General features: G+C 61.0%; 5 protein-coding genes. 2 read left to right on the top strand and 3 right to left on the bottom strand.

Annotated features, from left to right (window positions below; genetic code table 11):
- Positions 1–93: 93 nt before the first annotated feature.
- Positions 94–834, bottom strand: a complete 741-nt coding sequence (locus tag AC1DNK_RS11280; RefSeq protein WP_477941106.1) for a LuxR family transcriptional regulator — start codon at positions 832–834, stop codon at positions 94–96.
- Positions 835–1,149: 315 nt separating this feature from the next.
- Here AC1DNK_RS11280 and AC1DNK_RS11275 point away from each other — a divergent pair, with 315 nt between their 5' ends.
- A complete protein-coding gene (locus AC1DNK_RS11275; protein WP_477941104.1) occupies positions 1,150–2,913 on the top strand; it encodes a glucan ABC transporter ATP-binding protein/ permease in 1,764 nt (587 codons plus the stop codon).
- A 281-nt stretch (positions 2,914–3,194) separates the two neighbouring features.
- A complete protein-coding gene (locus AC1DNK_RS11270) occupies positions 3,195–3,548 on the top strand; it encodes a VOC family protein (protein ID WP_112385919.1) in 354 nt (117 codons plus the stop codon).
- Between the two features lie 53 nt (positions 3,549–3,601).
- Here AC1DNK_RS11270 and AC1DNK_RS11265 read toward each other — a convergent pair whose 3' ends face one another.
- Both AC1DNK_RS11265 and AC1DNK_RS11260 read right to left on the bottom strand, forming a co-directional pair.
- Positions 3,602–4,810: an OpgC family protein gene (locus AC1DNK_RS11265; RefSeq protein ID WP_477941101.1), complete on the bottom strand. Its 1,209-nt coding sequence runs from the start codon at positions 4,808–4,810 to the stop codon at positions 3,602–3,604.
- 97 nt (positions 4,811–4,907) lie between these two features.
- The gene (locus AC1DNK_RS11260) at positions 4,908–13,433 is read right to left on the bottom strand and encodes a glycoside hydrolase family 94 protein (RefSeq protein WP_477941099.1); all 8,526 of its coding nucleotides are present in this window, start codon (positions 13,431–13,433) and stop codon (positions 4,908–4,910) included.
- Between the last annotated feature and the right edge of the window lie 268 nt (positions 13,434–13,701).

Below are 13,701 nucleotides of genomic sequence, written 5' to 3'. Positions count from 1 at the left end.
GCGGGCAATGCTGCACCCGCGAAGAGAATTCTTAACGTGCTGTTACAGAAAGTTCAATTTCCCTTGCCGCCACGAAATAGAATTTCTCCGTCATTAGGTAATTAAGCCGTACCTAAAAGCCAGAGCGACGGCCTGTTGACGGTTTTTGGCCTTCAGCTTGTCCTGAATGCCGTTCATGTACCAGTCGACGGTGTGGTTGGAGATGCTGAGCAGCTTGCTGATTTCGATCGAGGTCATGCCGTCGGCGAGATAATGCAGGATCTCCAGCTCGCGCCGCGTCAGCGGTGTCTCCATCAGAGTCGGGCTATCGAGTGCATCGGCGTCGCCACGCAATTCGAGCAGCCGCCAGAATGCCTTGTGGGTCACGCCGCRGAACAGCGACATCTCCACCGGCGACAGATCGACCGGAACGCCGCCGATGCTGAGGCTCCCCAGCAGGCCACTACGGCCGTGAACCGGGAAGACGTAGCCGTCGCCCAGCCCATGCTGTGCGGCGTCGGCCATCATCTGCTCCATGCGGCGCTGATGCGGATCGCGCCGGTAGGCAGCAAGTCCTTCGCGCCAGCGGAACGGCCTGTGCGTCTGGCCGAGATAACGCATGGTCGGGTCGATGAGGAAATATTTCTTGGTTGCATAGACCTGTGTCCATGTCTCCGGCCAATCGCCGGCCAGCACTGTGCCCCAAGGATCGACGCTGCGTTTCGGATGGCGCAGAAGCACATAATATTGGAAGCCGTAGGAATGCAGGACATTCTCCAACTCCTCGACGACACGCTCGACCTTCTTGCATTCCTCTAGAACGACAAGCAATTGAATCAACGAATGAATATTCACAAATGCCCCCTGCCCGAAAAGGGCGTGCGGTTGAGGGCCGTCGACCGGCACTAACGCAGCCGGCATCCCAACGGTCTTCGGTTCAATGATTTAACCCGTATGAGTTTAAGGTGCGACGTACCGCCTTCCAAATGCAAGCGAAAATTGTCACAACCGTTCTCGGGTGAACAACTTTCGGCCCATGTCATCTCGTCGCACCCTGCTTTTGACGCCTCCTGAAAAGTCCCGGGTGAACACGGTGTTAATCGCCGGTTCAGGTAGATTTTAGTAGCGTCGCAATATCCCGTTTTGCAGATGCACAAAAGAGGTACTGCCGTGTCGCTATTCAAGGTCTATGCAAGAGCCTTGCGCTACCTTGGCGCATACAAGCTCCGCGTATCCCTGGTGGTCGTCGCCAACATTGTTCTGGCTGCCATCACCATCGCGGAACCGATCCTCTTCGGCCGTATCATCGATGCCATCTCCGGCAAGGGTGACGTGAAGCCGATCCTCTTCATGTGGGCAGGCTTTGCCGTCTTCAACACCATCGCCTTCGTGCTTGTCGCCCGCGAGGCTGACAGGCTGGCGCATGGCCGCCGCGCGACGCTTCTGACCGAAGCCTTCGGCCGCATCATCTCCATGCCGCTCTCCTGGCACCACCAGCGTGGTACATCGAATGCGCTGCACACGCTGCTGCGCGCCTGCGAAACGCTGTTCGGCCTCTGGCTCGAATTCATGCGCAATCACCTGGCAACTGCCGTCGCCATCATGCTCTTGGTTCCGACCGCCATGATGATGGACCTGCGCCTGTCTGCAGTGCTCGTCGTGCTCGGCGTTGCCTACTGGCTGATCGGCCGCCTCGTCATGAGCCGCACCAAGGATGGTCAGGCTTCTGTCGAAAACCACTACCACACCGTCTTTTCGCATGTCAGCGACTCGATCAGTAACGTCTCGGTCCTGCATAGCTACAACCGTATCGACGCCGAAACGCGTGCCCTGAAGGGCTTCACTGACCGCCTGCTGCAGGCGCAGTATCCGGTTCTCGACTGGTGGGCTATCGCCGGCGCGCTGAACCGCATGGCGTCCACCATCGCAATGATGATCATTCTGGTCATCGGCACGCTGCTGGTCCAGGCTGGCGAACTGAAGATCGGTGACGTCATTGCCTTTATCGGTTTTGCCAACCTGCTGATCTCGCGCCTCGACCAGATGCGCCAGTTCGCAACGCAGATCTTTGAGGCCCGCTCGAAGCTCGAAGACTTCTATGTCCTCGAAGACTCCGTCCGTGACCGCGAAGAGCCTGCCGGCAATGTGGATATCAAGGACGTCAAGGGCGAAGTCGAATTCCGCGACGTCTCCTTCGGCTTCGGCAATTCCTCGCAGGGCCTGCACAGCGTCAACTTCAAGGCCAAGGCCGGCCAGACGATCGCGATCGTCGGCCCGACCGGCGCCGGCAAGACAACGCTCGTCAACCTGCTGCAGCGCGTCTACGACGCTGACAGCGGCGAGATTCTGGTCGACGGCCAGGACATCACCAAGGTCACCCGCAAGTCGCTGCGCCGCTATATCGCAACCGTCTTCCAGGATGCTGGCCTGCTGAACCGTTCGATCAGCGACAACATCCGCCTTGGCCGCGAAGGCGCCAGTGAAGAAGAGATGCGTCAGGCAGCAGAAGCCGCAGCCGCAGCCGACTTCATCGAGACGCGCGAAGACCAGTATGACACCCATGTCGGCGAGCGCGGTAACCGTCTCTCCGGTGGTGAGCGTCAGCGCATCGCGATCGCCCGCGCCATTCTGAAGGATGCGCCGATCCTGGTCCTTGACGAAGCGACCAGCGCGCTCGACGTGGAAACCGAAAATCGCGTGAAGGCCGCTATCGACAACCTGCGCCAGAACCGCACCACCTTCATCATCGCCCACCGTCTCTCGACAGTCCGCGAGGCCGACAAGGTGCTGTTCCTCGACAACGGCCGCATCGTCGAGCAGGGCAGCTTCGACGAACTGAGCCAGAGCAATGGCCGCTTCGCCGCCCTTCTCCGCGCCAGCGGCATCCTCACGGACGAAGAAGTCCGCAAGGCGCATGCGACCGAAGCCGCATAAACTAGCGGCCTCATAGAACTTGGATATCAGGCCGGAGGGTTCGCCCCTCCGGCCTTTTTCTTATGTGGCCAGTCGAGCATGAACCTGCTCGCACTCTCAACACCGGACTTCTGCGGCCCATCGCTTAAGCGACGCCTGTGTCTGCAGCTTAGAGGCAGATTGATTGGGGCGGAGCCAGACGGCAGCAGCGGATCGTGGGACATCACCAGCCAAGGATGAGAGCTTTAATCTCCCACTGGAAGGCTCTAGCATCGCCCCTTCAGAACCAGGGAGGATCCATCATGGCCGTACGCCGCATCATTGCCAATCTGCCGGCAGCCGATCCGGCACGGACGCAGCGCTTCTATGGTGAAGTGCTTGGGTTGGATGTGCTGATGGACCATGGCTGGATCATTACCTATGGCAACGCCACCGCGATGCAGGTTCAGCTCAGCATTGCCAGCGGGGGCGGCTCAGGCACGCCTGTTCCGGATATCTCCATGGAAGTCGATGATGTCGATGCCGTTCTCTCGGCGATGCGGCAAGCAGAGTTCGAGATCGTCTACGGCCCCGCCGACGAGCCATGGGGCGTCCGGCGCTTCTATGTCCGCGATCCCGCGGGCAAGCTCGTCAACATCCTGCAGCACATAAAATAAGCCGGCGGGCTCGTGAGCCGCCGGCTTGATACCTTCGAACCTGTAGGGCGCCGCTACTTTCGCCCGTCATTGATCCGCACGGGAACCGGCATGGCGCCGCGTCCGATCGCCGGCTTAGCCTTCTCATCCAGACGCTTGCGCTCCAGATGGTAGGCATAGGCGAACTGCGCGGCGATACCGGCAACCACGAACATCGGGCCGATAAACTGATCGCGGTTGGTGACATAGAGCAGGACCTGACCCGCCATCGCCAGGATCGTACCGGCAACGAAGATGTTCAGCGAATGCCGGCCAAGGATCGTCAACGGATGATCCGCCGGGCGGCGCAGCATGCGCGACAGCGCCGGGATGTTGATGACGAGATAGGTCAGGGCCAGCACATGCAACAGACGCGGCAGCGACAGGAAGGTCTTGTCGAACCCGGTCAGAACGCTTGGGAGACCCAGTGCCGCCAGCGCATTGCCGAGATCCCAGAGGTGACCGACAACCCAGGCGAAGGACAGGGCCACATAGCCGGATGCCAGCACGAACAGGATCGGGTGCTGCGGCAGCGAGCCGCCGCGCTTGACGTGCATCATCCCGACGATGCCGATGTTGAAGATGAACTGCCAGGACAGCGGGTTCAGAAACCAGTAGTCGGCAATGATCATGTTGTGCGGGGCGATCTGATAGATGCCGGCGATCAGCCACACAGCGCCCGATAGGCTGAGCGCCAGCAGTGGGTGCCAGGAATTCAGCAGCAGGATGATCGGCACCATCAGCATCAGCGCGCCATACATCGGCAGGATATTGTTGTAGCCAATCTGGTGGCCGAGCAGCAGCAGCGCCGGAATGCCCTCTTTCAGATTTGTCAGCACGGCAAGAATATTGATTTCCACCAGCAATCCAGGCCGGTGGAAGAGCCAGGCGCCGCAAATGAACAGCGCCAGCGTCATGAAGGTGGTGATCATATGGGCAAGATAAAGCGTGAAGGCACGCTTCACGGCCTTCTTCGCCATTTCCAGCCTGCGGCCGAACTTGAAGCCCGATCCATAGGCCAGGCCGACAGCGATACCTGAGATCAGGACGAAAGCCTCGGCTGCATCGGAGAAGCCGAAATTCTTCGTCGTCACATATTCGAAAATCTGCCCGGGGACGTGGTTGATGAAGATCGTGATCAGCGCCAGCCCGCGCAACACGTCTAGTCTTGTGTCACGTTGCGGCCGGGCCGCAGATCGGGAAACGCGCTCAGCGCCGATGGCTTTTTCCGGCGTAGTCGCCATTATTCTCTCCTGGTTCCGATTTGCAAACGCGGTTGCGGCCAAAAGGTTTCCCTTTTGGCCGCAACGAATCGCCGGAGTGTGAGCTTAGGAAATGCTGCTATCCGACCGGATATCCCTCAGAGGGATTGGCGATGTCGTTGCCATTGATAACAACACTGTAGCCGCCGGGTTGGGACGATTTTGAGACCGAAATACGGTATTTCACACCGGAATGTTCGACCTCCGCCGAGAAGCCATCCCAGGTGCTCGGCAGCGCCGGACGGACAAATAGACGCCCGTCCTTCAGCCGGATTCCGAGGATGCCTTCGACGGCGGCGCGATAGAGCCAGCCGGCCGATCCCGTGTACCAGGTCCAGCCGCCGCGGCCCTTGAGAGCGCCTTCGCCATAGACGTCGGCGGCAATCGTGTAGGGCTCGACGCGATAATGCTCGGCCGATCCCTTGTCCCGCGAATGGGTGATCGGGTTCAGCAGTTCGAAGCAGGCGAACGCATCGTCGCCCCGGTTCATCTCGGCAAGCGCCATGACCACCCAAGTCGCCGCATGCGTATACTGGCCACCGTTCTCGCGAACGCCCGGAGGATAGGCCTTGATATAGCCCGGGTCCTTCGCCGAGGTGGCGAAGGGCGGCGTGAACAGGCGGATGATCCGGGTATCGCGATCGACGAGGCGGTTCAGCACCGCATCCATCGCCGTCTTCGCATGCTCGGGATCGCCTTCGCCCGAAAGCACGCTCCAGGACTGCGCGATCGAATCGATCTGGCATTCCAGGCTTTCCTTTGATCCCAGCAGGCTGCCGTCGTCGAACGTGCCGCGGCGATAGTAGCCGCCGTCCCAGCCTGCACTCTCCAGTGCCGCCTTCAGCTCGCCAAGGTGCTTGGTCCAGCGCTCGACGCGAGTCGTGTCGCCACGCTCCTGCGCATAAGGTGTGAACGAGCGAAGTGCACCGGCAAGGAACCAGCCGAGCCAGACACTGGTGCCCTGGCCATGGATGCCGACGCGGTTCATGCCATCGTTCCAGTCGCCACCGAGGATCAGCGGCATGCCGTTCGAGCCGGTCCGCTTGATCGCCAGATCGAGGGCGAGAGCGGCATGTTCGTAGATGCTCGCCTTGTCCTCTGAAATCTCCGGCTTGTAGAACGAGTCGTGCTGTCCTTCGAGAAGCGCCGGCCCTTCGAGGAACGGCAGCTCTTCGTCGAGCACGGACTTGTCGCCGGTGACGCTGCAATAGTGATGGATGCCATAGGCAAGCCAGACAACGTCGTCGGAGATCAGCGTACGGACGCCCGCACCCGTTCCCGGCAGCCACCAATGCTGAACGTCGCCTTCGCGGAACTGACGCGAAGCGGCGTTGACGATCTGGTTGCGCGCCAGCGACGGATCCTGCAGCACGAAGGCCAGAGTATCCTGCAGCTGGTCGCGGAAGCCGAAGGCACCGCTCGCCTGATAGAAGGCCGAGCGCGCCATGATGCGGCAGCCGAGGCTCTGATAGGGCAGCCATGCGTTGATCAGGTTGTTCATGCCCTGATCAGGCGTGGAAATCTGCACCTTGCCGGTAAAGCCCTGCCAGAAATCGCGGTTTGCCTGAACGGCATCGTCGATGCTTGCAGAACGGATATCCTTGACCAGAGCAGCCGCCTCGTCCTTCGAGCCGGTATCCCCGAGGAAGAACGTCACGTCGCGGCTTTCGCCGGGCGAAAGCGTGATATCGATCGCGAGCACCGCGGCCGGATCGCCGTCGAGTTCCTTCGCGCCCGAAAGCGGAACGGAGGGCTTCAACGCCTGCGGCGACTGGATCGTACCCGCCTTGCCGATGAATTCGCGGCGGCTGGTCGCGAAGCTCGATGGTTTCTCGCTCGCCGCGAAGAACGATACGCGCTTCGAAAAATCGATGCTGTACTGGTTGGCGGCGAAGAGAGCGCCCGTCTCCTCATCTGCCGATGATAGGATGAAGGGTGCGGTACGCTGCGGATTATTGCCAAGCACCCACTCGACATAACCGTAGAGCCGGAGCTTGCGGGCGCCGGATCCGTTGTTGCGCAGGCGCACGCGCTGCATCTTCACCGGCTTTTCGCGATGAACAGTCTGGGTAACTTCCATGGCGATATCGTTCTGCTCGCTGGAGAAGACCGAGTAGCCGAGACCATGGCGGGTTTCGAAACGCGCGTCGGCGCGCTGCGACAGACCGGCATAGGGCGTCAGGATGGCGTTGTTGTCGAGGTCGGCGACATAGATGGCCTCGCCTGACCGATTGACCACGGCATCGTTCGACCAGCTGGTCAGCTGATAGTCACGCGAGTTCACCGACCAGGTGAAACCGGCACCTTCAGCGGAAACATGGAAGCCGAACTTGTCGTTCGAGATCACGTTGATCCACGGCTGCGGCGTTGCGGTGCCGCCGGCAAGGCGGACGACATATTCGCGGCCGTCGCGGGCAAAGCCACCAAAGCCGTTCCAGAAGTCGAGATCGCCCTGCTCTTCGATATCGGCAGCAACCGGACGCGGCTTGATGACAGGCGCGATGCGCTTCGGCGCTGCCGCCTTGGCGCGTTCGGCCGCCTTCTGCATCTCTTCCTGCTCTTCCTTCGAAGGCGAGGTCAGAGCAATGGCGCGATTGATCTGATCGATCACCTTGCCATTCTTCGCGTGGAAGGTGACGCGGGCAGCGGCCAGCAGCGCGTGATAGGTCGTCTCCTCCATCAGATCCTTGCGGACGGCAAAGATATGCTGGCGTAGACCATCGGCCTGGCCCATGCGGCGGACGTTTTCGCACATCTGGTCGACAGCGTGCTGCATGTCCTGCGCATAGGAGGAGGCGCGCTCATTCATGATCACCAGATCGGCGGTGACGCCGCGCGAGCGCAGATATTCCTGCGTCAGCAGCGCTTCACGAACGATATCGAGATCCAGATCATCGTTGATGCGCAGCATGAAGATCGGGAAATCGCCCGAGATCGCCAGCGGCCAGAGCGATGACTGCGAGGCCATGCCCGCCTGAACGGCAGCGGCATCGGCGCGCAGATCCATATCGGGATAGACCAGATAGCGGCCGAGATGCTGGAAGGCGGCAGCCTGCTGCGAGGTGACGCCGACATGGCGCATCTGCACCTGCGTGCGCGTCCAGGCCTGAACCAGCTCGTGCTGGAAAGCATCGGCGTGGCGGTAGCGTTCGACGGCCTTGTCCACCTCATCGCGGCTTGGTGCGGCGATGGTCCAGAAGATTACGCTGACCTTCTTGCCTGCCGGCACCCGAACCGTGCGGCGCAGCGACAGGATCGGATCGAGCGTGAAGCCGTCGGTACCCGACAGCGTCGCACCCGGATCGAACGCAGCAGCATCCGAAAGGCTGCGGCCGCGGCCGAGGAACTTGCGGCGATCGGTTTCGAACTCGGTCTGACGCTGCGGACCGGCGCTGTCGACGATCAGATGGGCGATGCTCATGTTCGCTTCGTTCGGATCGCGCTTGTTGCGTTCCGCTCGGATGACATCGCCGCGCTTGCCGAAGTCGGTCTTGACGAACATGCGGGCAAAGGCCGGATGGGCATTATCCGTGTCGTCGCTGGTGAGCACAGGTTCCATATAGGAGGTCACTTCGATGAAGCGATCTTCCGAACCCATGTTAAGCAGCGTCAGGCGGCGGCCATCGGCATCGTGCTCGGTGGCGACGATGCATTCGACTTCACTCGTCAGATCACCAACGACCTTGGTGAACTCCGCCTTTTCATCTGCGAAGAGCACGTTGACTTTTTCGCCTTCGACACTCTTCGGCTCCGCGGTCGCCGACCACCATTCATTGGTGACGGTGTCGCGCAGGAAGATGAAGCTGCCCCAGCGGTCTTCGGTCGGATCGGGCTTCCAGCGGGTGACGGACTGGCCGTTCCAGCGGGCATAGCCGGCGCCCGTCGCCGTCAGCATCATCGAGTAATGGCCATTCGACAGGAAGACGAGTTCGCGGTCGCGAGACAACGGATCGGCAATCTTGCGCAGTTCCGGACGCAGAAGATCGTCCTGGATGCTGGCAGGCGTGTCGGACTCGTGCTTGCCGCTCATCACCGGAATATCGCGCGGCGCCTTTTCCTGCAGCAGCAGTTCGGCCGCTTCGATCACCGGATCGGAGTGGAAGAGTTCGCGCAGGTGGCCGTTGAAGGCGACGTTGGCGACGGCTGCGATCGACATGCCATGGTGGTGGGCATAGTAGTTGTAGACCACCGCACACTTCTTGCCCTCGGGCACACGGGTCGGCGTGAAGTCGACGGCATCATGATAGCCGTATTTACCGAGTGCGCCGAGCGCACGCAGGCGGTCGAGGTTCTCGAGCGCAGCCTTCGGATCGTACTGGCTGGCCAGGATCGATGCATAGGGCGCAATGACGGCGTTGTGGCCGAGGCCACGCTTCAGGCCAAGCGTCGGCACACCGAAGTTGGTGTACTGGTAGTTCATGTTATGGTCGCGGGCATTGAAGGCCGCTTCCGAGATGCCCCACGGAATGCCGAGCTTGCGGCCATAGTTCATCTGCTCGACGATAACGAGATTGTTGGTCTGGTTGAGAATACCGCCACCGCGCTCCTGCATGACCAGAGGCGGCATCAGATATTCGAACATCGAGCCGGACCACGAGACCAGTGCGCCCCGCGAGCCGACCGGAACGACCTGACGTCCCAAGCGGTACCAGTGCTCGGTCGGCAGATCGCCCTTGGCGATGCCAAACAGCGAGGTCAGGCGGCATTCCGATGCCAGGAGGTCGTAGCAGGCCTGATCGAGTTCGCCGCTTTCGACGCGGTAACCGATCGACAGCAGGCGGCGCTCCGGACGGAACAGGAACGAGAAGTCCATCGAGAAGGCGAGGTCGCGCGCCTTGTCACGCAGCGCAATCAGGCGCGGACGCAGCGGATGGATATTCGACAGATCGTAGGTGCTGTCGGAAATATGCGCTTCGCAGACCTTAACCAGCTGCTCGGCCCAGCGGGTCAGCTCGCCGCTCAGCGACGACTTGACTTCGTGGTCGAGATTGGCAGCCAGCTTCTGGATATCACGGGCGAGAACAGCCAGGTTGATGACGCGGATCGAGGCGAACTCGTGCTCACGCTTGACCGCGGCCAGTGCGTTCTGGAAGCCGATGATGCGTTCTTCCAGGCGACGGCGCAGCGGGCGGACGGTCTTGCGATCGTCAGGCAGGTCGGCAAGCACTTCGCCGAGAATGCCGGCAGTATCGCCGACACCATCGAGATTGCCCTGCATATGCGCCGACGGCGCTTCCGCCCAGTTGCGGCAGGCCGACGAAACGGCGATCAGGTGACCGGCCAGGTTGCCGCTATCGACGGCCGAAACATAGCGCGGGCCAAGCGTCTGCAGCGTGTCGGTATGATACCAGTTGAACAGGTGGCCACGATACTTCTCCATCTTGTCGATGGTGGCGATCGTCTTTTCCAGCCGGTCGATCGTCTCCTCGAAGGAAAACCAGCCGAACTGGCGGCCGGAAACGACCGAGAGAAGATAGACGCCGATATTGGTCGGCGACGTCCGTGTTGCCACGATCACGTGCGGCGTTTCCTGCACGTTGTCAGGCGGAAGATGGTTCTGCTCGGCCGTCGTGAACGTGTCGAAATAACGCCAGGTGCGGCGTGCGATCTTGCGCAGTTCGGTGGAGTCGGACTCTGCCACTTCGAGCCGGTCTTCGGTTTCCGCCGACTGGCTCACATAATAGGCAACGAGCGGCGAAAGGATCCAGAGAACGGCGAAGGGAATGCCGACGAGGAATGCCTTGTCGCCCGAAAGCGCCGCGAAGGCGAGTGCAAGCAGTGCCAGCACCGGCGCATGCCACATGGCCTTGTAGTAGGAGGCGATCGTTCCCTGTTTGCCTGCCTGAACGCTGGCGGCTGTGCGCCACTGCAGCATCAGCTTATGGCTGAAGAACAGGCGGTACAGCGAGCGGCCGATGGCATCGGCCATCATGCAGGCGGTATCGGCAATGAAGACGATCCGCAGTGCCACCTGGGCGTTCGCCGCGCGGATATCCGACCAAACCGTATAGAGATGGGCACGCGCGACGATATCGCTGGTGCGCGGAATGATGCCGTTGATCAGCGACAGCGTCGGAGCGACGAAAAGGCAGAAGATCAGCAGGATCTGCCAGACCAGCGCGCCGAGCGGACCCATGAAATACCAGCCGAGCACGGACGCGAAGAACCATGCGATCGGTGTCAGCGAACGGCGCAGGTTGTCGAACATCTTCCAGCGGCCGAGCGCGGTGACGCCGTATTTCGGGTTGAACATGTAAGGCAGCAGCTGCCAGTCGCCGCGCGCCCAGCGATGCTGGCGCGAGGTTTCGACTTCGTAGCGGATCGGGAAGTCTTCGACGAGCTCCAGATCGGTGACGAGCGCGCAGCGCGCCATGGAGCCTTCGAGAAGGTCATGGCTGAGAACCGAGTTCTCGTCGATACGGCCCTTCAGCGACGCCTCGAAGGCATCGACATGATAGAGACCCTTGCCGGTGAACGTGCCCTCGCCCGCCAGATCCTGATAGACGTCGGAGACGGTGAAGACATAGGGGTCGAGACCACGGTTGATCGAGAACACGCGCTGGAAGACCGAGGCATCCTTCCCGGTCGTCAGCGACGGGGTGACGCGCGGCTGCAGAACGCCGTAGCCGCTTTCGACGCGGCCGGTCTTCGGGTTGAGCACCGGGCGGTTAATCGGGTGATAGAGCTTGCCGACGAGCTTGGTCACCGCATCGCGCATCAGGCGCGTGTCGGCATCGAGCGTCATCACATACTGGACATTCTCCGGCACGATGTTGGCGCCCGGCAGATAGGTGGTGTCAGCATCGCCGCGCAGCAGCATGTTCAGCTCATGCAACTTGCCGCGCTTGCGCTCCCAGCCCATCCACGCGCCTTCCGAAGGATTGTAGAGGCGGCGGCGATGCAGCAGATAGAAGCGGGTCTTGCCATCGGACGCGTAGCGCGCCGAGAGGTTCGCCACTTCGCGGCGGGCATAATCCAGCACTTCGAGATCGTTGGCGGTTTCCTCAACCTGGCTGTCCGGCCAGTCGCTGAGCAGCGAATAGTAGATCTCACCGCGCGGGTTCGCGAGATAGTGAACCTCGAGATTGCGGACGAGCTCATCGACGCTATCGCGGTTGGAAATCAGGCAGGGCACGACAACGAGCGTGCGCGCGTCCTCCGGAATGCCTTCCTTGAACTCGTAGCCAACGAGACGCGATGGCGTCACGAAGAACGACAGCACGGTGTTGAATAGCCCCGTCGCGCCTTCCGAAGCCGGCAGCGAGAACATGATCAGGAGAACGATGATCTCTGCAGGGCTCATGCCGGCATTCGCCATGAACTTGCCGACAATCACCATCGCCAGGATCGTCAACAGAGCGACGGGTACGGCGATCGACAGCCAATTGAACTTGCGGACGGTGCGAACGAAATGCTGCACGAGCGTCGGGCGATAGTTCGCGCGCGCCTCGAACTTCGGGCGATGCATGCCCGCGAGGAAGCCGCCGACATTCGGCTCGTGCGGCTGCGGCTCGTCGGAGGCCTTGGCCTCCTCGGTCATATCCAGCGCCAGCTGCGCCACTTCCATTTCACTGAGCGGCGAACGCTTGGCGAGCTTTTCGATCTGCTTGCGGTATTTGTTGCGCGAGCCGGAATCGAGAATGCCGTAGTCCGACTTGTCCCAGAGCAGCTGATCGACATGGCTCACCTGCTCGACCCAGACCGACCATTCGGTGTCGTCGATCTCGCGCAGACTGCGGATGATGTTGCCCATCGTCACGTTGCCGGAGGACAGGCGGCTGTGCTCCGCCATCGTCGCTTCTTCGGTATCGCGGCCGAGCGAGGCGAGACGGTCGTCGAGCCAGGCAATCGCCAGGCTCGACGATTGCGAGCCGTCGCGCATGCGATAGAGGAACTGTGTCGAGAACGTATTGTCCTCGGCAAGCGTCTCCAGCGTCTTCAGGTATTCGGCAGCCTTCGCCGGATCGGCCAGACGCACCAGCTCGTCGGCGGCCTCGTTGGCGCGGCGGCGCATCCGGCGGCTGCGTTCAACGCGGCTCGAAATGCGGCGCAGATTTTCGACGAGCACATACCTGACGAGCGACGGAACAGCCCAGAGCTCCCCGATCTTCAGCGTCTCGGTCTGCTGGAAGCCATCGACGAGAGCCGTCAGGCTTTCCTGCGAGACGGTGCTGTGCGTATGCGCCACGTAGAGCCAGGCGAGAACCAGCGTCCGGGGGATCTGCGCGCCGCCAACGCTGACGGTCGGCAATTCGCGATAGAAGCGGCGCGGAAAGTCGCGGCGGACTTCCTGGATCGCCTCTTCGACGATGTAGTGATTGTCGAGCAGCCACTCCGCGGCAGGCGTAATTGTCTCGCCCGATTCCACATCTGCGGCGGTCGTGCGATAGACGCGCAGGATCTCCTTTTCGTTCTCCTTGTGCCGCGCGAAGAAATCGAAAGGCGCAAAGGCGGGAAGCGATTCCGCCCCGCTGCGGGCGACCATTTCGCCCATCGCCTTGATGTCTTCGATGGAGAGGTATGTCGAACGGATCGAGTCGTTATGATCGATCTGCTTCGTTTCGGAATCGCGCGACGGGGTCGGAGACGGATTGGAAATTGACATGGGTTCGGTTCTGGATCCAAACAAAGTTATGGTAATTTTGGCTAGCCTTTTGCACCGGCAAATATGACTGCCGCATGAACGGCAGAGCACTGTTGCTCAAAGATACTACGGCAGCCGATTTTTCGATGCGAAACGGTTTAAGCCCTGCTTTATCGCACAGCTGTAACCATGATGGCAGTGCTTCTTGTCCCTCCCGCAAAGCCATTTCCTCAAAGTTGGACACTAAGCGGATAATTCAAGTCAAGAGCGAAGAATTGGCACTGAAGAC

The organism is Rhizobium sp. 01N424 (assembly GCF_056399485.1).
Note: the sequence above shows the minus strand (reverse complement) of the source record. Positions and strands in the feature narration are given on the sequence as shown.